This window comes from Luteibacter sp. OK325, assembly GCF_003050935.1.
Lineage (GTDB): Bacteria > Pseudomonadota > Gammaproteobacteria > Xanthomonadales > Rhodanobacteraceae > Luteibacter.
Genome location: NZ_QAOX01000001.1, coordinates 342,248 through 363,914, shown reverse-complemented (window position 1 = coordinate 363,914; position 21,667 = coordinate 342,248). Strand labels below are relative to the sequence as shown.

Here is a 21,667-nt window from a genome sequence, read left to right as displayed (position 1 = left end):
GTTCTCCGTGGGTTAGAGGTCGTCGGCGATCTCGTGGAGATCGGCGATGTGCTGTTCCCACCAGCGCGCTTCGGCGGCGAAGGGGAAGGCGGCGGGGAAGGCCGGATCGTGCCAGCGCTCAGCGATCCATCCTGCGTAATGCACCTGGCGCATCGCACGCAGCACGGGAATCAGGGCCAGTTCGGTGGGGTCGAAATCGCGGAACTGCCCGTAACCTTCGAGCAGCGCCTTCATCATGGCGTCGTCGCCGGCAAGCATCCACAGGTCCTGCACGGCCGGGCCGGTGCGTGCGTCGTCGAGGTCGACGAAGTGGGGACCGGCGTCGGTCCACAACACGTTGCCGGGGTGGCAGTCACCATGAAGGCGAATACGTTGCACCGGTCCGACCGCATCGATCCGGTCGGCGACGGCAGCATCGACGCGGCTGGCTGCGAATCGGTAGGGGTCGAAGAGGTGTGCAGGCAACAGGGCGGAGCCGAGCGTCGCGCGCATCGGCGCTTCGATCATGGTTGCGCGGTCGAGAGTGCCACGGGCCTGGAAACGGTCACGCGCGCCCACCGCATGCATGCGTGCGAGCAGGCGGCCGAGCCATTCCAGCTGATCGGCGGATTCGAGCGAGGGCGCTCGTCCACCGCGCCGCGGATAGAGTGCATAGCGATAACCGGCATGGCGCAGCAGTGTCTGCCCGTCGAAAATCAGTGGCGCCACCATAGGCAGTTCGGCGGCCGCCAGCTCGAGGGCGAAGTCGTGTTCTTCCGCTATCGCGGCGTCCGTCCACCGGCCGGGCCGGTAGAACTTGGCCACGACGAAGCCGCCGTCCTCGAGGCCGACCTGGAAGACGCGATTCTCGTAGCTGTTGAGCGTCAACAGGCGGCCGTCGCTCCACGAGCCGGCCGCATCCACCGCGGCGAGCACGACCTCGGGCGACAGCGCCGCATACGGCGCAGCGTCGCTCACGAGCGGAGATTCCCCGGCGCGCCGCCCGGCGAAGGAATCACGGCCATGGTCAGGCGCGAAAGACAGACCAGCTTGCCGGCTTCCTCCTCGATGCGGATTTCCCACACCTGGGTGGTACGTCCCAGGTGAATGGCTTTCGCCGTGCCGGTGACCAGGCCACCGCGCACGCCACGGATATGGTTCGCGTTGATGTCCAGGCCCACGGCGATTTCCTTCTCTACATCGAGCGTGAGCAGGGCGGCCGTGCTGCCGAGCGTCTCGGCCAGGACCACGGAGGCGCCGCCATGAAGCAGACCGAAAGGCTGCTGCGTGCGGTGGTCCACGGGCATCGTGGCGCGAAGCCAGTCGTCGCCAGCCTCCGTGAAGCGGATATCGAGCGTTTCCATCATCGTGCCGCGGCTCCAGCCGTTGATCCGGGCAAGGTCGACGGGTTGCTTCCAGATGGCCATAGACATCGTCAGTGATTGGGCAAGCCGTCATTGTCCTACAATGCGCCGGTGCCCACCGTAACCCTGACATCGTCCGGCAAGCGATTCGACGCCGCTGCCGACGAAACCGTGCTCGAAGCCGCTCAGCGCGCGGGAATCGCCCTCCCGTATTCGTGCCGGGGCGGCGTGTGCGGAAGCTGCAAAGCCACCCTCGTCGAAGGTGAATGCTCCTACCCGCGCAATCCGCCGACGGCCCTCTCAGGGCCGGCGCGCATGCGCCATGCGATCCTGCTCTGCCAGGCCGTGCCCTGTGGCGACATCGCGATTCAGGCGCGTGAGATAGCTTCGGTGGAAGACATTCCGCACCGTCGCGCCGAAACCGAGGTGATCGAGCGCCGCCTGCTGGCGCCGGACGTGGTCGGCATCTGGCTGAAGCCGCTCGGCGACGACCGGCTCAACTGGCTGCCCGGCCAGTACCTCGACGTGATCCTCGACAACGGCAAGCACCGGCCGTTCTCGATCGCCAGCGGACCGCGCGCCGATGGGGCGATCGAGCTTCACGTACGGCACGTGCCCGGTGGCGGCTTCACCTCATGGGTGTATGAGTCGCTACAGGTTGGCGACCGGCTGACTATCGAGGCGCCGCTGGGTACCTTCGTGCCGCGCGAGGACTCCGAACGGCCCATGCTGTTCATGGCCGGCGGCACGGGCTTCGCTCCGGTGAAGGCGATCGTCGAGCACTTCATCGCGCTGGGCACGCGCCGGCCCATCCACCTTTACTGGGGCGCGCGCATCGCGGCGGATCTGTATCTCGCCGACCTCGCACGCGGATGGGCGGCGGACATACCGACGATCACCTTCACGCCGGTACTGTCCGATCCGGAAGCCGCCCGCGACAGCGGCCTGCGCGCCGGCCTCATTCATGAGGCCGTGCTCGAAGACCATCCGGACCTGAGCGCTTTCGACCTCTATATGGGCGGGCCGCCGGCAATGATCGCGGCGGGACGCCAGCTGTTCATCGATGCGAACCTGCCGGAGGACCGGCTGTATTTCGATTCGTTCGACGTGGCGCCGGACGTGCTGGATGCGATCCTGCGCGGTCGGGCGGGGATTCACGGGCTCTGAGGCGTTGAGCTCACGCCGCGGCGGGCGCGGACGTAGCGGCGCAGAGCCTTCGGTGCCCACCCTCGCTGCTCAGACAGTCCTCCGCGTTTCGTACCGGAAAGGCCGCTGCGCGGCCCGTGTTCTTATTGGCCTACGGCCGCTCCACTTGTGCGGAACTCGCCTCGAGGGTGGGCACCGAAGGCTCTCCCGGACCCTGAGGTTCGCGTGGGTCGAGCCAAAGCGTGTGGCAGCATCGTCCGCAGGCACGCAGGCAAAGGCGCGGGGGAACGTGATCGGCACGGGTACCAGCCATCGCTTTCGCATGGGCCAGGAGTTCCGCGAGCGACCGGGGCCGACGACGGCACCACGCAACGGCTCTCCTTTCATTCGACCGTATCGTCGTGAGAGGCCTTGGTATCCACCCTCGAGGCGAGTTCCGCACAAGTGGAGCGGCCGTAGGCCAGATAGATACATGGGACGCGTGAGCGGCCTTTCCTTGTCGAGCGCGGAGGACTGTCTGAGCAGCGAGGGTGGACACCAAGGTCTCCCCCGCGAGACGCCCAAGTGTAGAGCGCGATGGCGCAGCCGAGCCCGCGAGGCCTATTTTTTGCCCTTCGCGACCGGCAGCTGTGCGGTCTGCCAGGCGTAGGTGCCGCCGTCGAGGACGAAGACCTTCTGGAAGCCGGCCTTGATCAGACGGTTGGCCGCCTTGCCGACGCCGCGGCCGTCCTTGTCGATCAGCACCACCGGAAGTTCCTTGGCCTTGCTGAGGTCCTTCTGCGTTTCCGGATCGAACTGGCTCATGGCCACGTTCTTGGCACCCGGAACGTGGGCCTTCTCGAAGTCGGCGCTGGCCGAGAGGTCGATGATCAGCGGCGTATCGCGGTTGATCAGCTGGGTCAGGCCAGCCGGGGTGAGGGTCTTCCACTTGCGGAAGAGGGTCATCACTTCGCCACCGAGCAGGGCGAGCAGGATCGCCACGAACAGCGCGACCAGCGCCAGGTGGTTGCTCGCGAATTCGGGCAACTTGTGCAGTACGTCGTTCATCGGGTTCTTGCGCGTCCCAGTGGGGATAAACGGCCGATTATATAGGCTTTACTTCGGCGAGAAGTCAGGCAGGCCGGTCATCAGCCACCACTTCTTCTTTTCGGAGTCGTAGCGCCAGCGCTGGTGGTCGATCACGGTCCGTTCGGACTGGGTATTGATGTTGACGACGTTGATCTGGACGACCTGGACCACTTCGTTGTCACCATCGGGCCGCGGACCGCTGCCCTCGTCGTAGCCGGTGACGCGGAGCTGGTCGAGCCGACCGCTTTCGATCGAGCTCAGCGGGTGGTCCTTGGCGAAGTCCTTGTCGATAAAGCTCTGCGCACCTTCCCAATCGCCCCAGCGGACGGCCGAAGCATAGGAGTTCGTGATACGGGTGAGCGCTTCATTACGGACGTCCGTGGCACATCCGGTCAGCAGGGATACGGCAAGGGCGAGGACAAGCAGGGCGATACGGCGCATGGCGGGTTCCATCGTGGCGTCGGCCGGCATTATGCCCGGCGTTTGGCGACGAAACGCGCATCCAGGCTGGCCAGCGGCTTTCCGTCGGCGCCGGGTACCACGCAGGTGAAGTCGCCGCGGGCCCGTCCACGGGCCTTCAGCATGCTGAAGAAGCCCTTCCAGTTGGCTCCCGGGGCGAGCGTGGCCTCGGCGCGGAGATCGGCCCAGATGGGATCCAGGTAGCGCACCGTTGAGTCGGCGACGAAGACGTCGCAGTCCTCCCCGCGCTGGCGCAGCACGGCCTCGACCAGGGCCCAGCAGGTCAGGGTCATCAGGGCGACGATGCTCCCACCGAAGGCGCAAGCCTTGTCGTTAATGTTGGGCAGCAGCGGTGCCGTCATGACCAGACGCATGCCATCGAAGCTGTCGATGCTCACCGCCATGGCCCGCGCGAGGGGAATGCCATCGAGGATGAAGCGCTCGAGATCGGCGAGGGAGATGTCGTTGGGAGTCATAAGCCGTGAAGTCTACGAGGCAAGGCAAACCGTTCGCACCCGTATGGCCGGACCACGACCTTCGGCATTGGTCCGGAAGGCGCCAGCTTCCTATCCTGAGCGCTCAGTAGCAGGATGCTTCCGTGAGCCGTAGCCACCCCCTTCGCAATGTGACTGTCGTCATCACCCGTCCCGCGGGTACCGCCGGGCCGCTTTCGCGGCGGGTACGCAAGCTGGGCGGCATTCCGGTCAGCGTGCCGGGCCTTTCGCTTCGCGCGACGGAGGACGCCTCGGCCGTGGATGCCGCGCTGCGCGCCGCACTCCAGGGGGACGTGCTCGTCTTCACCAGCCCGGCCGCCGTGCGCTTCGCTGCCGATGTGCTGCCGTTGGCGACCCGGGCCACGGTGATCGCGGTGGGTCGCGGCACCGCCCGCGCGCTGCGAAGCGCCAACCTCTCCGATGTGCGTTTCCCGGACACCTCGCAGGACAGCGAGGGCGTCCTGGGCTTGCCCGAGTTGGCGGCGGTCGAGGGTAAGCGGGTCGCCCTCATCGGCGCCCCCGGCGGCCGGGGCCTGCTGCGCGAGCAACTCGCCGCGCGCGGCGCCCTGCTGGACGAGGTCCACGTCTACCACCGCGTAGCTCCGCGCATCGATCGCCGTCATATCGACCCGCTGCTGAAGCTGGGCCGCCGCTCGGCGGTCCTGTTGTCCAGCGCCGAAGCCCTGGATCACCTGCATCGGGCGCTGATCGCGCCTGCCTGGCGCCGGCTGGTCCAGGCGGTCGCCGTGGTCAGCAGTGAACGGCTTCGGGACATCGCCCTGGCCACCGGTTTCGAGCGGGTGGTCGTGGCGCGCTCGGCCCTCCCGGGCGACCTGCTCGCGGCCGCCGCAGGGGTTTCGTTCACGGGCCGTTGAGGGATGTATTCCATGCGTTGCCGTATGGCCTGCTAGCATGCCTCGCATGACGACCGAGACCCCACCGACCGCACCCATTCCGGCGACGCCGGCCCCGGCCGCCGCGCCTGCCTCGGCCAGCCCACGTCGGCCGGCAGACCCCGCGCCCCGCCGCGGTGGTGGCGCCCTCGCCGTGGCCATCCTGATCTCGCTGGCTGCCCTTGGCGCCGCTGGCTACACCGCTTACACCGTCTGGACCATGCGCCAGGACCTCGGTGCCGCCAATGGCCTTCGCGGACAGGTCGACACGCTGCAAGGCACGGTGGATGGTTTGCGTGACGACAACGCCAACCTGCGCCGTCGGGTCAGCGATGCCGATGGTGTGAACCGGTCGGCGCGCGAAGAGATGCTCGGCATGTCCGAACGTACGAAAAATCTTGAAGACGCCGTCGCCAATCTGTCCGAGCGAAGCCTCAGCGGTCACGACGCGATGTTGCTCGACGAAGCGGAATCCCTGCTGCGCATGGCCAAGGAGCGCTTCGCCCTGTTCGGCGACGCCAGTGGCGCGTTGTCCGCCTACGATCTCGCCGACAAGACGCTGGCCGGCGTCAACGACAGTGCCTTCGCCGCCGTTCGCCAGAGCCTGACGGCCGAGCGCGAAGCACTCGCCGCGGTTGCGCCCTCGGCGCGTGCAAGCGACCTCGATACGCTCGCCGACCTGCGGGCCCAGTTGCCCACGCTGCCACTGAAGGACCTGGACGCACCCTTGGGCGAGAACGAGACGCGCGGTTTCTGGCAGCGCGCCGGTGATGCGCTCGGCAACATCGTCAAGGTCAGTCATGACGACGGCACGCCGATGGGCCTCGCTGACGATCGCATCGCGCGGGAACTTGCCGCCCTGGATGTCGCCCATGCGGAGGCCGCCGTGTTGGCGTATGACGATCTGGGTCGTGCCGCCGCGCTGAAGCGTGTCGATGCCACGCTCGCCGCGCGTTTCAATCCGAACTCACCCGCCGTGCAGGCCGCACGGACGCGTATCGCCTCACTGCTCGCCAGCCAGGCCAAGGGGACGGAGCCGAAACTGGGCGCCGCGCTCGCCGAGTTGCGTAACCTGCGTTCGGTGCACGCGCTGCAGGCCGGTTCCTATGCCGCGCCGGCGCATGCCGGTTCGGTTGTGCATCCCGCGTCTTCCGCATCGACTGCGCCGGCCTCCTCTTCGACGGCCGTTTCGAAGGCCACGCCATGAAACTCTGGCGCTGGATCGTCGGTCTCATCCTCGTCGCAGTCATCGCGGCGTTTGCCTGGCATTGGGTCGCGGACGACCCGGGCTATGTGCTGATCCACCTGCGCGGCACTACCTTGCAGCTGACCGTGGTCAGTGCCGTGGTGATCCTGCTGCTCGCGTGGGCGGTGATCGCCGCGCTGGTCACCCTGATTCGCTGGCCGTTCGGCGCGTTGAATAGCCGTCATCGCCGGCTCAGTCGTCGTCGCCTCGCCGATGGCCTGGTCGCACTGATCGAAGGTCGCCACGGCGAAGCCGAGCGCGACCTCAATCGCGCAGCACGTTATCCGTCGGTGCGCGGCCCCGCGCTGCTGGCAGCCGCTGAAGCGGCCGAACGCCACGGCGAATCCACGCGTGCGCTGGAAACCCTCGACCTCGCCGCACAGGAAACCCCGCGTGCGGCGCGTGTACTGCGCGCTCGTCTTGTACGTCGAGCGGGCCGATCCACCGAAGCGGCGGCACTGCTGGCGCCGGAGGCGAACAGCGCATCGCTCACGCCATCGGGCTGGATCGAATACGCCGAGGCGTCGCTGGAATCCGGCGATGCCCGCGGCGCCGTGCGCGCACTGGAGCCACTGCAGAAGAGTGGTGAACTTGGTGCGCGTGCGTTCGCCGACCTCGAGAGTCGGACGGTCGCGGCGTACATCACCAGCGCGCCCGACGGCGCCTCGCTTTCCACGCTATGGTCGCAGCTTCCGAAGGGCCAGCGCCGATTGCCGGCAGCGGTCGACGCCTACGCACGTCGCGCTTCGGCGTTCGGCCAGAGCATGGCTGCGATGGACGAGATCGAGACGGCCTTGCGCCGCGAATGGTCGCCCTCCCTCATCGCCACGTACGGCAGCATGGGAGCGGAAGATCTCGAGCAGCGCCTCCGTCGCGCGGAAGGCTGGGTCGATACCCATCCGAACGATGCGGCCCTGCTTACTGCCGTCGGCCGCATGTGCGTGCGTGCGCGTCTTTGGGGCAAGGCCAAGCCCTTCCTCGAACGTGCGTTGGCTATCGAGCCGAATGCGGATGCATGGGAAGCCCTTGGCGACGTCTACGTCGGCGAAGCGCATCCAGAGCTCGCGCAGCGTTGCTATCGCAATGCGCTGGCGCTCGCTCGCGGCGAATCCACCGAAGTACTGCCCGAGTCACGCAACCATCGCATCGACACGCGCGTCACCGCGGTGGAAGAGCGCGATCAGCATGGTGTGCCGCGGCTTTCGCCGTGAGCACGTTGCTGTCCACGTAAGTTCCCTTGTCAAGGATGGTTCGCGTGACCGGCTGCCGATAGCTGATGCGATAGGTCACGCCTGGAATCAGCTTATAGTCGAAATCGAGGTCGAAACTCTTGGATAACGTCTGCCCGGGCTCGAGCCGGACAAAGGCCGTTGTTGGATCCCTTGGCGGATCGGGAATCGCCCGGTGCGCGAATGCGACCGAAACGCCGTGCGGATCGAAGATGTTGAACAAGGGCCGGGCGAGGTGGGTCCCTGGCGTCATCGGCGGTGTGAGTGCCTTGTCCAGGTAAAGCGTCACCGGGCCGCGATTGGCCAGCGTGACGACGATCCAGCGCTTGTCGTGGCCGGGAGCGGGGGACTCACTGATGGTGACATCGAGGTCGCTTGCGGCACGCACAACCGCGGATGACGTCGCGTGCGTCCTGGACGCGGTCGGCGCGGTCTGCGGCAGCTCGGCCGTCGACACAGCCAGGTAAACGACGAGGCCGGTTATCGTGACGACGAGGAAGCCCCGCACGCGAGGCGTCCATTCGAGGCTGAAAAATCCCTGGCGACGCTGCTTCGGGTGCGCCTCGATGGCTTGCCGTTCCGGGGCGGGTAACGCGTCGTAACGGGAGGCCCATTCCTGTTGGCGTGTCGGCTCGAGATAAAGGCCCAGGTACGAAGGAAAACGTCGGAAATCGTCGCGAACTTCTGACCACCGCCTGACGATCTGCTCCGGCAATGCGCCCTTCGACGCTTCGGCTCCTTCGATCAGGGACAGCCGATTCGCGCGGAAGATCGGCGCGATGCCGTTCCACACCATGCGTTGCGACTCGACCGCTTCGATCCACATGCCCCTGGGGCCGAGCGCTGCGAGGTGACCGATCTCCTGCCAGTGGAAGTGTTGCGTGGCGAGATCGAACACGTATGCGCGCTTCCGGAGCAAGCCCCTTGCGAGACGATCGATAAGGACTTCCTCGAATATTCCCGGCGCGTCGATGTATTGCAACCGAAGTCGGGCGGTACAGGCTTCCAGTTCCCGCTGGATTTCCGACGTTTCGCCGTACGCAATTCGAGTGGCCAGCCAATCGATGAGTCGCAGGGCCTCTTCTTGCGGGTTGACCGCGACAACGGCTGGCGCTGCGGTGGAATCGCCGGCCGCCTCCGCTTCGACTGCGTCCGTCTCGACGGTCGGCTCCACCGCCGACGGTGACAGTTCCACCGCGACGTCGTGATCGTCTTCGGCGACCCAGGCGCGCGCAGCTTCATAGGCTTCGCGCAGCCGGGCGAACGCCGCCGGATCTGTCGCCGGGTCGATTATCTTGACGCGTACGGCATACGCGCGGCGTACTGCGCGCTCGTCGGCGTGCGGCGGAAGCTCCAACAGCTCCAGGAACCAGGGCAGGGCCATGCAGGCTGTTCCTCAGTCCGTCAGGTCGGGAGCAAAGTGATCGTTCGCCTCGATGCTGTGCAGCGCTTCGCGGAACAAGGCGGCGTCGCGTGCGACAAGACGCGGGTCCTGCGTGGCCAGGACCTGCTCGAAGCTCAGGATCATCTGTCCGAGATGGTCCCGGACCTGACCGAGCAGCTGTTCGTAGAGCCTTTCCGCCCGGGCGAGCAGGGTGCGATTCTCGAGCGTGTCGCGGGGATGAACCTTCAGTGCCGCCAGCGCTTCGAGCCGCCGCGCGATCTCATCGGCCCCGAGGCCCCCTTCGCTGCCTTCGATGACAAGACGGCGCGTTTCCGATGTCGCGACAACCCTCACTTCGACTTCGAGCAGGCCGTTGACATCGTACGTGAAGCGCACGTCGACACCCTCTGCATGGCCGGGGCCGGCTTTGAGGGGCACGGTCACCTCGCCGAGCAGGATGTTGTCGCGGACCAGGCGCGACTCGCCCTGGTAGACCTCGATACGAATCGACGACTGACTGGGATCGATAGGCACGTAGCGTTGCGCGCGACTTACCGGGACCACGTTGTTGCGCTGGATGATGGGGGAATAGAGGCCATCCGCTCGTGCCCCTCCATCCATGCGTCGTGAGATGGCGGTGCCGAGCGTGTAAGGACAGACGTCCGTCATCACCATCTCGTCCAGCGCCTTGTCCTTCATCTTCAGACCTGCCTGGACAGCGGCGCCGAGGGCAACGACTTCGTCGGGGTTTTGTCCCATGGCGGGAAAACGACCGAACATGCGCGTGGCCAGTGCGCGGATCATGGGCATGCGCGTCGCGCCACCTGCGAGAACGACGTTGTCGAGGTCCGCGGCACGGATGCGTGCATCGCGAAGCGCTCGTTCGATGGGGCGCCATAGGCGGGTGAGCAGCGGCTGCGACAGTTTCTCGAATGAATCCGGATCGAGTTCCACTCGCGCATCGCTGCCGCGCCAGGAGATATCGAAGCTGGCGTTCGGCTGGGTGCCGAGCAGGCGCTTCGCCTTTTCGGCCCGCGCGACGAGCCGTTGCATGAACACCGCGTCTTCGCGCGCGGCTTCCGGAATCCCGTTGTGGAAAGCGAGATCCGCGATCAACGTGACAAAATCCTCACCACCGAGCATGTTGTCGCCGGCGCTGGCGCGCACTTCCATCACGCCGTCGAACATCTCCAGGATCGAAACGTCGAAGGTGCCACCGCCCAGGTCGAAGACAAGGAACTGCGTCTCGCCCCGGGCATCATGCAGGCCATAGGCCAACGCAGCGGCTGTCGGCTCGTTGAGCAGACGTTCCACCCGTAGCCCCGCCAACTCGCCTGCTGCACGCGTGGCCTTGCGCTGGGCATCAGAGAAGTAAGCGGGAACAGTGATAATCGCTTCGGTCACCGGGACACCGAGCGCGGCCTCGGCATCGGCCTTCAGTGAACGCAGGACGAGGGCGGAAAGCTCTTCCGCCCGATAGTCGCGGTCGCCAAGGCGAACCGTGCGCGCGCTGCCCATGTAGCGCTTGAACAGGGAAGCGGTTTGCTCGGGGTGCGTCTGCAGGCGCTCGCGTGCCGCCTCGCCCACCAGCACGCTGCCGTCCTGGTCGATGCCGACACAGGAGGGCGTGAGCATCGCTCCCAGGGCATTCGGGATGAGCTGCGGCGCGCCATCGATCCATGCCGCGACGAGGCTGTTGGTGGTGCCTAGGTCGATCCCCACGATCATGTCTGTCTGTTCCCTGGTGCGGTTCGCGCCGCCGCTCTCAGGGCACGCCACGACACTCCCGTGGATGGGAGCGTGGCGCGTTGGAGCCCCTTACAACGCGGTCAGATTCGCGTAAGCGTAAACCAACCACTTGCTTCCGGCATCCTCGAAGTTCACCTGCAGGCGCATGTGGGCCCCGGCGCCCTCGGCGCTGACGACCGTGCCTTCGCCGAACTTGGGGTGGCTGACCCGCTGGCCGAGCGCGATGGGCGAGGCTTCCACCAGGGAACTGCCGCCGCCACCGCCTGAATAACGGTCGGCGTAGGCCGGGCGCGATACCTGCACGCGGGGGCGCAGTTCGTCGATCAGCTCCGGCGGGATCTCGCCCAGGAAGCGCGAGGGCCGGGCCAGCATCTCCGTGCCGTGCATGCGTCGCGACTCGGCGTGCGAAACGTACAGGCGCTCGCGCGCTCGCGTGATGCCGACGTACGCGAGACGGCGCTCTTCCTCCAGACGGTTGTCTTCCTCGGTGGAACGCTGGCTCGGGAACAGGCCTTCTTCCATGCCGACGAGGAATACGATGGGAAACTCCAGCCCCTTCGCCGAATGCAGCGTCATCAGCTGCACGCAGTCGTCCCACGCTTCGCCCTGGCCTTCACCGGCTTCCAGCGAGGCGTGGGAAAGAAAAGCCGAGAGCTCGTTGAGGCCGGCGTCGACGTCTTCAGGGGTCATCTCGAAGCGACTGGCGACGTTGACCAGTTCGTCCAGGTTCTCGACGCGTGCCTCGCCATTGCCACGCTTGTCATTTTCGTAGAAATCACGCAGCCCGGTGTGGAGGATCGCGTGCTCGATCTGCTCGGCAAGACTCAGCGCCGTGGGCGATTCGTCGCCGTCGAGCCGGTCGTGGCCGCCAAAGGTGCGTGCAAGGTTGTCGACGAGGCCGATGAAAGCCTTGAGCGCATTCTTCGCGCGCCCGGCGAGGCCGCCGATGGACGCTTCCGTCAGCATGGCCTCCCACATGGAACTGCTGTCGGCACGCGCGCGTCGACGCAGCTCGTCGAGGGTGCGATCGCCGATGCCACGCGGTGGCGTATTCACGGCGCGCTCGAAGGCGGCATCGTCATGGCGGTTCGATGCCAGGCGCAGGTAGGCCAGGGCATCCTTGATCTCGGCACGCTCGAAGAAGCGCAGGCCGCCGTAGACGCGATAAGGCAGGTCGCGCTGGATCAGCTGTTCTTCGAAGTTGCGCGACTGCGCGTTGGAACGATAAAGGATGGCGCAGTCGCGCGCATTACCGGTTTCGGCAATGTGCTCGCGAATGCGCTCGATGACGAAGCGTGCTTCGTCCTGTTCGTTATACGCGGCGTACAGCGCAATGCGCTCGCCTTCGCCGCCATCGGTCCACAGCTGCTTGCCGAGGCGGCCACCATTGCGCGAGATGACCGCGTTGGCGGCATTGAGGATGGTCGAGGTGGAGCGATAGTTCTGCTCCAGGCGAATGGTTTTCGCGCCAGCGAAGTCGTTGAGGAACTGCTGCACGTTCTCGACCTTCGCGCCGCGCCAGCCATAGATGGCCTGGTCGTCGTCACCGACCACGAAGACCTGGCCGGTGCTGCCGGCGAGCACGCGGATCCACGCGTATTGCAGTGTGTTGGTGTCCTGGAACTCGTCGATCAGCAGGTAGCGCCAGCGATCCTGGTAGTGCTTGAGTACTTGCGGGTCTTTCAGCCAGAGCTCGTGCGCACGCAGCAGCAGCTCGGCGAAGTCGACCAGGCCGGCGCGCTGGCACTGTTGCTCGTAGGCCTTGTAAATCTCCACGAAGGTGCGCGTGACCGGATGGTCGCGATGCTCGATCGCGTCCGGGCGCTTGCCTTCGTCCTTCCAGTTGTTGATCTGCCAGCTGGCCTGACGCGGTGGAAAACGCGCTTCGTCCAGGCCAAGGCCGGCGATGATGCGCTTGATCAGCCGCTGCTGGTCGTCCGAGTCGAGGATCTGGAAACCTTCGACCAGCCCCGCCTCGCGCCAGTGGCGCCGGAGGAGACGATGGGCGATGCCATGGAAAGTGCCGACGGTGAGCCCTTGCGTACCGCCCGGGATGATTCCATCCAGGCGCGTGCGCATCTCGCCTGCGGCCTTATTGGTAAAGGTCACGGCGAGAATCGCCCACGGCGGTACCCGCTCGACCTGGGTCAGCCAACCGATGCGGTTGATCAGGACACGGGTCTTGCCGGAGCCGGCACCGGCGAGGATCAGATAGTGCCCGGGCGGGGCGCTGACGGCCTCGCGCTGGGCGTCGTTGAGGGAATCGAGGAGATGGGAAACATCCATCCCCCCATTGTACCGGCTGGGACTCAGTTCTTCCGGGAGATGCCGGCGACAGCGACGATGCCGCCGATGACGATCCCCGCGATGCCCACCCACTGCGGGATCGACTTGTCGTGCGTGGCCTCGAGTTTGGCCGAACCGATCGAGGCGATCGTGTCGGTCTTCTGGTAGCTGCCGTTGCCCAGGGTGACCCACAGGCCAAGGCCGATAAGGATGACGCCGACGACGATGAGACCTGCGCGCATGGTGATTCCTCCCGTTCCAAGTGGCGCCGAGGATGCGGGTGTGAATGTGCAGGTTGTGTAGGCAAAAAAAACCCCGAGAGCCAGGGGAGCTCTCGGGGCCGGGTGGAAGACCGGAACCAGGGGAAGAACCGGTCCACCTTGAGGGGGCCTCAGGGAGGTGAGACCCACCGATGGGACGCCGTTGCGTGCGTCCGAATATATAGACGGACAAAAGCCGGCAAAGTTGCATCGCCGACGCAAAAAAAATCAGCCCGCGTTCATGGGCCGATTTTTCAATCACTTGGCGCAAGGCGACATGGTCGACTAAACGGAAAACTTACGTATGGACGGCCAGGTGCGGCCGGAAACGCTTAGCGCACGCTTAGTGCGCCTCGTCCCAGTTGGCGCCCACGCCGATATCGACCTGAAGGGGCACGCTGAGCGAGGCCGCCCCCGTCATGTGTTTCTCGATGCCGGCGCGTATCTCGTCGACGGCATCGGCGCGGACTTCGAAGACCAGTTCATCGTGCACCTGCATCAGCATGCGAACGTCGTCGCGCGGTTCGATCCACGCCGAGACGGCGATCATGGCCCGCTTGATGATGTCGGCTGCCGTGCCCTGCATGGGCGCGTTGATGGCCGCGCGCTCGGCACCAGCGCGAAAGGCCTGGTTACGCGAGTTGAGGTTCTCGAGGTAAAGGCGGCGGCCGAACAGTGTCTGGACATAACCGTCGCGGTGGGCCTGCTCACGCGTGGCGTCCATGAAGGCACGCACGCCCGGGTAGCGTGAGAAATAGCGGCCCATGTAGTCGGATGCTTCGCCACGGTCCACATTGAGCTGCTTGGCCAGGCCGAACGCGCTCATGCCGTACATCAGGCCGAAGTTGATCGCCTTCGCCGCGCGACGCTGATTGGTCGTGACCTCGTCGGCAGGCACGCCGAAGACTTCCGCGGCCGTCGCGCGATGCACGTCGCCACCTTCCTGGAACGCCCGCACCAGGCCTTCGTCGTTGGAGAGGTGGGCCATGATGCGCAGTTCGATCTGCGAATAGTCGGCGGCGACGATGCGCCAGCCCTCCGGAGCGATGAACGCCTGGCGGATGCGTCGGCCCTCTTCGGTGCGCACCGGAATGTTCTGCAGGTTCGGGTCCGATGAACTGATGCGGCCTGTCGCGACGGCGCCCTGGTGGTAGCTGGTATGGACGCGACCCGTGCGCGGATTGACGATGCCGGCGAGCTTGTCGGTATACGTCGAGCGCAGCTTGGCCAGGCCGCGGTACTCGAGGATCAGGCGCGGCAGTTCGTGGGTTTCGGCGATGGCTTCGAGCGCTTCTTCGTTGGTCGAAGGCTGGCCGGTGGGCGTCTTGATCTTCGCAGCGAGACCGAGTTCGTCGAACAGTACGGCCTGCAACTGCTTCGGAGAGTCCAGGTTGAACTCATGGCCGGCGGAGGCGTGGGCCAGCTGTTGCAGCTCCACCATGCGCTTGCCCAGCTGCTGGCTCTGCAGGCGAAGCACATGGGCGTCGATGAGCACGCCCGTGCGCTCCATCTTTGCCAGCACGGGAACCAGCGGTATTTCGATGTCCGTATAGACCGCGCGTAACGACGGTTCCGCTTCGAGCTTCGGCCACAGGGCGTGGTGCAGGCGCAACGTTACGTCGGCGTCTTCCGCGGCGTAACGGCATGCCGTGTCGATGTCCACCTGCGAGAACGAGATCTGCTTCGCGCCCTTGCCAGCGACCTGTTCGTACTTGATGGTGGTGTAACCGAGGTATCGCGTGGCAAGGGAATCCATGTCATGGCGCGTCGCGGTCGCGTTGTAGATATACGACTCGAGCATGGTGTCGTGCAGAAGGCCTTTCACGTCGATGCCGTAATGCGACAGGATGTTGATGTCGTACTTGCCGTGCTGGCCTACCTTCGGGCGCGAGGCATCCTCGAAGATCGGCTTCAACGCGCCAAGCACGTGGTCGCGCGGTAGCTGCAGCGGAGCGCCGGGATAGTCGTGACCCAGCGGGATATAGGCTGCCTTGCCCGGTTCGACGGCAAGCGACACGCCGACGATATCGGCGAGCATCGCGTCGATGCTGGTGGTCTCGGTATCGAAGGCGATCAGCGGTGCGGTTTCGAGCTTCTCCAGCCACGCGGCGAATCGGTCTTCGGTGACGATGAGTTCGTAATCGCCTTCGACCGACAGCGACGCGTCCGGCGGTGTGTGCGTGGCGGCGGGCGCCGCGACAGGGACCGGCGCGGCGGTCGTCGCCGCGTTGTCCAGGTCCTTCAGTGCGGCCTTGAAGTCATACCGCGCGTAAAGCTCGCGCAACGCGTCGGTATCACGCTCACGCATGGCCAGCCCAGTGGGACGGTACTCCAACGGCACGTCGGTACGGATGGTCACCAGCTCGCGCGACAGCGGCAGGCGCGGTATCGCCGCGCGCAGGTTCTCGCCGATCTTGCCACCGATGCTGTCCGCGTTGGCGAAGAGGTTCTCGAGGTTGTGGTATTCGCCCAGCCATTTGGCTGCGGTCTTCGGGCCGCATTTCTCCACGCCGGGCACGTTGTCGATGCTGTCACCCATGAGGGTGAGGTAATCGACGATCTGGTCGGGCCGCACGCCGAACTTGGCGAAGACGCCATCCACGTCCATCGTGGTGTTGGTCATCGTGTTGACCAGCAGCGTATGCGGGCCAACCATCTGTGCGAAATCCTTGTCGCCGGTCGAGATGATCGTATGAATGCCTTCCTCGGCCGCCTGGCGGGCGAGGGTGCCGATGACGTCGTCCGCTTCCACGCCGGGGACGCACAGGATAGGAAAGCCGAGCGCACCGACAATCTTCATCATCGGGTCGACCTGGGCCCGCAGGTCATCCGGCATCGACGGACGGTTGGCCTTGTACTCGGGGTAAAGGTCGTCGCGGAAGGTGCGGCCCGGCGCATCGCAGACGAAGGCCACATAGTCCGAACCGGCCTTCGTCGTCGTGCGCAGCATGTTGACGATGCCGAACAACGCGCCGGTGGGCTCGCCGAAGGCGTTGGTCAGGGGAGGCAGCGCATGGAAGGCGCGATACAGGTACGAGGACCCGTCGATGAGCGTGAGCGTAGGCATACCTCCGATTCTCTCATGGCCGAACGCGGACCGTCCGTTCACGTGGAAAGCGGCATGCGGCTTGCTATCCTCGTCACCCCGCACGGAGATTCCCCATGAACCGCTCGCACGCCCTCGTTGCCGCGCTCGCCCTGGCCCTGGCACTTCCCGTGGCCGCCCAGACCGCCACGGATCCGAAGCTGACGCCGTTGCCGCCGCCGCCGGCCCTCAACGATCCGGGCGTCAAGGCAGGCGAGCCGGACCGCTCGGGGCAGAAGCCGATCGAGCGGCCGGTGCCGTACGACGAGGCTCAGGACGGCCGCACCACGCCAGCCACCTCCGACGCCCAGGGCTCGACGGGGTCGTCCATCCGGTTGCCTTCCATGCAGGACAACGGTGGCACCGACGCGCGCGGCCAGGAGCCGCCCCAGGTAACGATCCGCCAGCAGGGCGACGACCAGGTCCAGGAATTCCGCTCGGGCGGCAAGCTGACCATGATCGTGGTGACGCCGAAGAACGGCGTCCCGCAGACCTACATGGCCGATCCCGACGGCAAGCTGCATGACCCCAAGAACGGGCCGGTCGATCCGGTGTACTACAAGGTGTACGAGTGGGGTGCGGCGCCCAAGCCGGTCAACTCGAACTGAGTCGCGGCCATCCAGCCTCAGTCATCGAGTTCGGGGTAATGCCGGAAGATGCCTGAGGTGTTGAACGGGATGCGTCGCTCCGACGCCAGATAGGCAGCGACCTTCGGTCGGTCCTCGACACGCTGTTTCAGGTCGCGGAGCAGCGGCACTTTCTGCTTCGCCATGGCCCTGGGAAAGGCGTACTCCAGGCCGGCCATGATCTGGAAAAGCGAGAGGTCGACATACGAATGCTCGCGCAGCGGGAACTTGCCGCCACCGCGTTCCACCGCCTTCTCGAAGTAATCGAGGAACTTGGGAATGCGGTTCTCGCGGAAATCCTTCGAGCGCTTCTTTGCCTCCGCTTTCTGATCCTCGTAGTAAAGCTCCGATGCCACCGGGTGGTGCGTGTCGTGTACCTCGGCGACAAGATCGGTGATGGTCAGCTCGAGCTGATGCGCATGCAGGCGCCTGGCTTCGCTTTCCGGCACCAGCCCGTGGCGAGGCCCGAGGTAGTGAAGAATATTGGCCACTTGCGCGATGATCAGTCGGCCGGACTTGAGGAACGGTGGCGCGAAGGGCAAGGCGCCTTCGTGTTCGCCATCGAGGAACGGTGTCATTACCTCGTCGCCCTCGATGCGCGCGACATCGGTGTACTCAGCGCCTGCGTCCTCCAGGCATAACCGCACGAACTCACCGCGTCCCTGCAAGCCTGTCCAGTAATACAGCTGATAGCTCATCGCATGCCTCCTGTCGGAAGGCGGGCATCATCCGTCGACGTCGCTCAAGCCAGCGTGAGCGCCATGTCGCGAAAGGCGTTCCATACCGTCTGCGCAGGCGGCGATAACGAACGGGCGCGCCGGCGAATGAGCGTGACCTCACGGTACAGCTCGGGGGAAAGATTCACGGCAACCAGCCCGGGGCGCAGGGCATCGAGCGATAGCGCTGGCGTGACTGTCACGCCGAGCCCGGCCTCCACCATGCGAAAAGCGGTATGGGGATGTCCGACCTCCAGCGTCACGCGCACCGGGATGTTTCGCGTGGTGAACGCCGTGTCGATCAGCCGTCGGGAGCCGGAGGCGTGGTCGAGAAGGATGAGCGACTCATGCTCGAGGGCCTTCCAGGTGACGTGGCGCTTCGTCGCGAACCGATGGTCCGCCCGGCAGACAACACTGAACGGGTCGCGCAGGATGGTTTCCACGTCGAACTCTTCCGGTGTGGCCGGTTCCACGGTGAGCCCGAAGTCCACCTCACCTCCGCGCACGGCGTCCAATACCTGGGCCTGGCTCTGGTCGCGAAGGAGGATCTCGATCGCCGGATGCGCGGTCGCGCAATGGGCTATGCATGCAGGCACGAGGCCGGCGGAGAGCGTCGGAACGGCCGCCATGCGGACGCGCCCGCGCAGGGGATCGGATTGCGTGCGCACCTGCGCCAGCACGCCATCCAGTTCGTCCAGCACGCGGGACGCCGCCTGCTCGAGGTAGCGCCCGGCCTCGGTGGGCACCACCTCGCGCGTACTGCGGTCGAACAGCCGCACGTCGAGCTCAGCCTCCAGGTCGGCGATCAGGCGGCTCACCGCGGGCTGGGTCAGATGCAGGGCGTCCGCGGCACGACGGAAATGCCGGTGGCTGGCCACGGCGAGGAAGGCGCGAAGCTGGCGCATCGAGACATTCATGCGATTAATGTATCACCGGATCAGATAAAACAATTTGTCTTATCAGTCGGCAGGGGGTGCAATAGCGATCTCCCGTCCCCCGCTGGTCACGCTCATGCGCCGCTTCCTGCCCGATGGCTTCACCCTCTCGCTGATCGCCACCGTATTGCTGGCGAGCTTCCTGCCCTGTCGTGGTGTGACGGCGCAGGCTTTCGCCGGGCTGACGGATATCGCCATCGCCCTGTTGTTTTTCCTGCACGGCGCAAAGCTGTCGCGGGAAGCCGTCGTGGCAGGTATGACCCACTGGCGGCTGCACCTCACCGTGCTGGCGAGCACCTTCGTCCTGTTTCCGGTGCTCGGGCTGTTGCTAAAGCCGGTGTTGTCCCCGCTGGTGTCACCCGACCTCTACCTGGGCATCCTCTTCCTGTGCACGTTGCCATCGACCGTGCAGTCGTCGATCGCGTTTACCTCGATCGCACGCGGCAATGTGCCCGCGGCGATCGTTTCGGCTTCCGCATCGAGCATGCTCGGCATCTTCATTACGCCGTTGCTGGTCGGGGTAATGATCGCCGGCACGGGGCAGGGCGGCCTGTCGTGGCATGCGGTGGGATCGATCGTGCTTCAGTTGTTCGTGCCCTTCGTCGCCGGCCAGGTCGCGCAGCGCTGGATAGGCGGTTGGGTGCGCAAGCACGCCACCTTGCTGACCTTCGTGGATCGGGGATCGATCCTGCTGGTGGTCTACACGGCCTTCAGTGCGGCCGTACTGCAGGGGTTGTGGAAGCAGTTGCCGCTGCCGGTGCTCGGTGGCCTGGTCGTCGTCAACGTGGTGTTGCTGGCGTGCGCCTTGCTGACCACGCGTTACGGCGCCCGGGCACTTGGCTTCTCACGTGAGGACGAGATCACCATCGTGTTCTGTGGCTCGAAGAAGAGCCTGGCGTCCGGCGTACCGATGGCGAAGGTGCTATTTGCCGGCCATCCGCTGGGGCTGATCGTATTGCCGATCATGTTGTTCCATCAGATCCAGCTGATGACGTGTGCGGTGCTGGCGCGGCGGTATGCGGTGCGGCGTGAGGCGCAGTCGAAGCTGGTCGCGAGCACCCTTCGCCGATAAATCGGCTCCCACAAAAGCAGCGATTGTGGGAGCCGCTTCAGCGGCGATGCTCCTGGCTCAATGGCGGAAATGCCGAACACCGGTAAACACCATCGCCATATCATGCTCATCCGCCGCGGCGATCACCTCGTTGTCGCGCATGGAACCGCCCGGCTGGATCACCGCGCGAATGCCGGCGGCGGCGGCCGCGTCGATACCGTCGCGGAACGGGAAGAAGGCATCGGAGGCCATGGCGCTACCCGGCACCACAAGGCCCGCTTCCTCGGCCTTGAGGCCGGCGATCTTCGCGCTGACCACGCGGCTCATCTGTCCGGCGCCGATGCCGACGGTGCGATTGTCGCGGGCGTAGACGATGGCGTTGGACTTGACCATCTTGGCCACGCGCCAGGCGAACAGGAGGTCGTCCAGTTCGGCCGGCGTAGGCTGGCGCTTGCTGACGACCTTGAGTTCGTCGCGCTGTACCTGGCGATCGTCGGCGGTCTGCACCAGCAGGCCGGAGCCGACGCGTTTGATGTCGTGCGTGTTGCGGCCATCACCCGGCGGGATCTCGAGCACCCGCACGTTGGCCTTCTTCGTCGCTTCTTCCACCGCGCCGGCATCGACCGCCGGGGCGATCAGGACCTCGACGAACTGCCGCTTGAGAATCACCTTTGCCGTTTCCGCATCCAGCGGGCGGTTGAACGCGATGATGCCGCCAAAGGCCGAGGTGGGGTCGGTGGCGTAGGCAAGTTCATAGGCGGCCAGGGGATCGCTCGCCACGGCCACGCCACAGGGATTGGCATGCTTGACGATGACGCAGGCGGGCGCGTCGAACTGGCGCACGCATTCCCAGGCCGCATCGGCGTCGGCGATGTTGTTGAACGAGAGCTCTTTGCCCTGCAACTGGCGGAACGTCGCCAGGGTACCCGGCGCCGGGTACAGGTCGCGATAGAACGCACCGGCCTGGTGCGGATTCTCGCCGTAGCGCAGATCCATCACCTTCACGAAGCGACCGTTGGACTGCTCCGGGAACTCCGCGTGTCCGGCGATGGCCGTGTGGCTCTCATCGAGCGTGACGCCCGAGAGGTAATCGCTGATGGCGGCGTCGTAGTTCGAGACCCGATTGAAGGCCGCCACCGAGAGCCTGAAGCGCGTGGCGCGGGAAAGGCCGCCCTTACCTTCGATCTCCAAAAGCGCGCCTTCGTACTGCGTCGGATCGGTAAGCACGCCGACATCGTTCCAGTTCTTCGCCGCGGCGCGCAGCATCGCCGGTCCGCCGATGTCGATGTTCTCGATGGCGTTCTCCAGCGTGCATGCCGGATCGGCCACGGTGCGTTCGAACGGATAGAGATTCAGCACGAGCAGGTCGATCGGCACGATGCCATGTTCGGCCATCACGGCGTCGTCGGTGCCGCGGCGGCCGAGCAGGCCGCCATGCACGCGCGGGTGCAGCGTCTTCACGCGGCCGTCCATGATCTCGGGGAAGCCGGTGAGGTCGCCGACATCGCGCACCGGGATGCCGGCATCGCGCAGTGCTTTCGCGGAACCGCCCGTGGAAAGGATTTCGACGTTGGCCGCGACGAGGCGGCGGGCGAGTTCGGTCAGGCCCTGCTTGTCGGAAACGCTGACAAGCGCGCGGCGGACGGAAACGAGATCGGGCGTGGGCATGGGCACTTCCGGGGAGGAAAGCGCTCCAT

19 protein-coding genes are annotated in these 21,667 nt (G+C 65.7%); 6 read left to right on the top strand and 13 right to left on the bottom strand.

Annotation, left to right across the window (positions count from 1 at the left end):
- Positions 1–12: 12 nt before the first annotated feature.
- Positions 13–957 carry a serine/threonine protein kinase gene (locus C8J98_RS01560; RefSeq protein WP_107910253.1) on the bottom strand — a complete coding sequence of 315 codons (945 nt, stop codon included), beginning with the start codon at positions 955–957 and terminating at the stop codon, positions 13–15.
- Positions 954–1,406 (bottom strand): hotdog fold thioesterase, encoded by a 453-nt coding sequence (locus tag C8J98_RS01555; RefSeq protein WP_107910251.1) that lies wholly within the window; start codon positions 1,404–1,406, stop codon positions 954–956. The genes C8J98_RS01560 and C8J98_RS01555 overlap by 4 nt, the downstream gene beginning before the upstream one ends.
- Before the next feature lie 48 nt (positions 1,407–1,454).
- Here C8J98_RS01555 and C8J98_RS01550 point away from each other — a divergent pair, with 48 nt between their 5' ends.
- A complete protein-coding gene (locus C8J98_RS01550; protein ID WP_107911105.1) occupies positions 1,455–2,510 on the top strand; it encodes a 2Fe-2S iron-sulfur cluster-binding protein in 1,056 nt (351 codons plus the stop codon).
- A gap of 579 nt (positions 2,511–3,089) precedes the next feature.
- Here the strand turns inward: C8J98_RS01550 and C8J98_RS01545 are convergent.
- From C8J98_RS01545 to C8J98_RS01535, 3 genes are read right to left on the bottom strand one after another with little or no spacing between them, the layout of a single operon-like run.
- Positions 3,090–3,536 (bottom strand): rhodanese-like domain-containing protein, encoded by a 447-nt coding sequence (locus C8J98_RS01545; RefSeq protein ID WP_107910249.1) that lies wholly within the window; start codon positions 3,534–3,536, stop codon positions 3,090–3,092.
- A gap of 48 nt (positions 3,537–3,584) precedes the next feature.
- The gene (locus tag C8J98_RS01540) at positions 3,585–3,998 is read right to left on the bottom strand and encodes a hypothetical protein (protein ID WP_107911103.1); all 414 of its coding nucleotides are present in this window, start codon (positions 3,996–3,998) and stop codon (positions 3,585–3,587) included.
- 29 nt (positions 3,999–4,027) lie between these two features.
- Positions 4,028–4,492 carry a YiiD C-terminal domain-containing protein gene (locus tag C8J98_RS01535; RefSeq protein WP_107910247.1) on the bottom strand — a complete coding sequence of 155 codons (465 nt, stop codon included), beginning with the start codon at positions 4,490–4,492 and terminating at the stop codon, positions 4,028–4,030.
- Positions 4,493–4,614: 122 nt separating this feature from the next.
- On the opposite strand from C8J98_RS01535, the gene C8J98_RS01530 reads away from it, so the two are divergent.
- Genes C8J98_RS01530 through C8J98_RS01520 form a run of 3 tightly spaced genes read left to right on the top strand, consistent with a single transcriptional unit; the run spans position 4,615 to position 7,860 of the window.
- A complete protein-coding gene (locus C8J98_RS01530) occupies positions 4,615–5,385 on the top strand; it encodes a uroporphyrinogen-III synthase (protein WP_107910245.1) in 771 nt (256 codons plus the stop codon).
- A gap of 46 nt (positions 5,386–5,431) precedes the next feature.
- On the top strand, positions 5,432–6,610 hold the full coding sequence (locus C8J98_RS01525) for a uroporphyrinogen-III C-methyltransferase (protein WP_158272561.1): 1,179 nt from the start codon (positions 5,432–5,434) through the stop codon (positions 6,608–6,610).
- On the top strand, positions 6,607–7,860 hold the full coding sequence (locus C8J98_RS01520) for a heme biosynthesis HemY N-terminal domain-containing protein (protein ID WP_107910241.1): 1,254 nt from the start codon (positions 6,607–6,609) through the stop codon (positions 7,858–7,860). The genes C8J98_RS01525 and C8J98_RS01520 overlap by 4 nt, the downstream gene beginning before the upstream one ends.
- Here C8J98_RS01520 and C8J98_RS01515 read toward each other — a convergent pair.
- From C8J98_RS01515 to polA, 5 genes are all read right to left on the bottom strand, one after another.
- Positions 7,808–9,262, bottom strand: a complete 1,455-nt coding sequence (locus C8J98_RS01515) for a hypothetical protein (RefSeq protein ID WP_107910240.1) — start codon at positions 9,260–9,262, stop codon at positions 7,808–7,810. The genes C8J98_RS01520 and C8J98_RS01515 overlap by 53 nt on opposite strands.
- A gap of 12 nt (positions 9,263–9,274) precedes the next feature.
- The gene (locus tag C8J98_RS01510) at positions 9,275–10,990 is read right to left on the bottom strand and encodes an Hsp70 family protein (RefSeq protein WP_107910238.1); all 1,716 of its coding nucleotides are present in this window, start codon (positions 10,988–10,990) and stop codon (positions 9,275–9,277) included.
- 90 nt (positions 10,991–11,080) lie between these two features.
- Positions 11,081–13,297 (bottom strand): DNA helicase II, encoded by a 2,217-nt coding sequence (uvrD, locus tag C8J98_RS01505; RefSeq protein WP_107910236.1) that lies wholly within the window; start codon positions 13,295–13,297, stop codon positions 11,081–11,083.
- A gap of 23 nt (positions 13,298–13,320) precedes the next feature.
- Complete coding sequence (locus C8J98_RS01500) at positions 13,321–13,539, bottom strand: hypothetical protein (protein WP_107910235.1); 219 nt, start codon at positions 13,537–13,539, stop codon at positions 13,321–13,323.
- A 361-nt stretch (positions 13,540–13,900) separates the two neighbouring features.
- Positions 13,901–16,624 carry a DNA polymerase I gene (polA, locus tag C8J98_RS01495; protein ID WP_107910233.1) on the bottom strand — a complete coding sequence of 908 codons (2,724 nt, stop codon included), beginning with the start codon at positions 16,622–16,624 and terminating at the stop codon, positions 13,901–13,903.
- Between the two features lie 95 nt (positions 16,625–16,719).
- On the opposite strand from polA, the gene C8J98_RS01490 reads away from it, so the two are divergent.
- Complete coding sequence (locus C8J98_RS01490) at positions 16,720–17,250, top strand: DUF2782 domain-containing protein (RefSeq protein ID WP_107910231.1); 531 nt, start codon at positions 16,720–16,722, stop codon at positions 17,248–17,250.
- 17 nt (positions 17,251–17,267) lie between these two features.
- On the opposite strand, the gene C8J98_RS01485 is transcribed toward C8J98_RS01490, so the two are convergent.
- Both C8J98_RS01485 and C8J98_RS01480 read right to left on the bottom strand, forming a co-directional pair.
- Positions 17,268–17,966, bottom strand: a complete 699-nt coding sequence (locus C8J98_RS01485) for a glutathione S-transferase (protein ID WP_107910229.1) — start codon at positions 17,964–17,966, stop codon at positions 17,268–17,270.
- Positions 17,967–18,010: 44 nt separating this feature from the next.
- Positions 18,011–18,889 carry a LysR family transcriptional regulator gene (locus C8J98_RS01480; RefSeq protein ID WP_233260068.1) on the bottom strand — a complete coding sequence of 293 codons (879 nt, stop codon included), beginning with the start codon at positions 18,887–18,889 and terminating at the stop codon, positions 18,011–18,013.
- Positions 18,890–18,995: 106 nt separating this feature from the next.
- Between C8J98_RS01480 and C8J98_RS01475 the strand changes: the two genes are divergently transcribed.
- Positions 18,996–19,991, top strand: coding sequence for a bile acid:sodium symporter family protein (locus tag C8J98_RS01475; protein WP_107910226.1), 996 nt, complete (start codon positions 18,996–18,998; stop codon positions 19,989–19,991).
- A gap of 57 nt (positions 19,992–20,048) precedes the next feature.
- Here C8J98_RS01475 and purH read toward each other — a convergent pair whose 3' ends face one another.
- On the bottom strand, positions 20,049–21,638 hold the full coding sequence (gene purH / locus C8J98_RS01470) for a bifunctional phosphoribosylaminoimidazolecarboxamide formyltransferase/IMP cyclohydrolase (protein WP_107910224.1): 1,590 nt from the start codon (positions 21,636–21,638) through the stop codon (positions 20,049–20,051).
- Positions 21,639–21,667: the final 29 nt, after the last annotated feature.

Coding starts and splice junctions, on each gene's coding strand:
- C8J98_RS01485 (WP_107910229.1), bottom strand. CDS start 17,966: ATGAGCTATCAGCTGTATTACTGGACAGGCTTGCAGGGACGCGGTGAG.
- C8J98_RS01490 (WP_107910231.1), top strand. CDS start 16,720: ATGAACCGCTCGCACGCCCTCGTTGCCGCGCTCGCCCTGGCCCTGGCA.
- C8J98_RS01480 (WP_233260068.1), bottom strand. CDS start 18,889: ATGCGCCAGCTTCGCGCCTTCCTCGCCGTGGCCAGCCACCGGCATTTC.
- C8J98_RS01500 (WP_107910235.1), bottom strand. CDS start 13,539: ATGCGCGCAGGTCTCATCGTCGTCGGCGTCATCCTTATCGGCCTTGGC.
- C8J98_RS01545 (WP_107910249.1), bottom strand. CDS start 3,536: ATGAACGACGTACTGCACAAGTTGCCCGAATTCGCGAGCAACCACCTG.
- uvrD (WP_107910236.1), bottom strand. CDS start 13,297: ATGGATGTTTCCCATCTCCTCGATTCCCTCAACGACGCCCAGCGCGAG.
- C8J98_RS01540 (WP_107911103.1), bottom strand. CDS start 3,998: ATGCGCCGTATCGCCCTGCTTGTCCTCGCCCTTGCCGTATCCCTGCTG.
- C8J98_RS01520 (WP_107910241.1), top strand. CDS start 6,607: ATGAAACTCTGGCGCTGGATCGTCGGTCTCATCCTCGTCGCAGTCATC.
- purH (WP_107910224.1), bottom strand. CDS start 21,638: ATGCCCACGCCCGATCTCGTTTCCGTCCGCCGCGCGCTTGTCAGCGTT.
- polA (WP_107910233.1), bottom strand. CDS start 16,624: ATGCCTACGCTCACGCTCATCGACGGGTCCTCGTACCTGTATCGCGCC.
- C8J98_RS01510 (WP_107910238.1), bottom strand. CDS start 10,990: ATGATCGTGGGGATCGACCTAGGCACCACCAACAGCCTCGTCGCGGCA.
- C8J98_RS01475 (WP_107910226.1), top strand. CDS start 18,996: ATGCGCCGCTTCCTGCCCGATGGCTTCACCCTCTCGCTGATCGCCACC.
- C8J98_RS01555 (WP_107910251.1), bottom strand. CDS start 1,406: ATGGCCATCTGGAAGCAACCCGTCGACCTTGCCCGGATCAACGGCTGG.
- C8J98_RS01515 (WP_107910240.1), bottom strand. CDS start 9,262: ATGGCCCTGCCCTGGTTCCTGGAGCTGTTGGAGCTTCCGCCGCACGCC.
- C8J98_RS01535 (WP_107910247.1), bottom strand. CDS start 4,492: ATGACTCCCAACGACATCTCCCTCGCCGATCTCGAGCGCTTCATCCTC.
- C8J98_RS01525 (WP_158272561.1), top strand. CDS start 5,432: ATGACGACCGAGACCCCACCGACCGCACCCATTCCGGCGACGCCGGCC.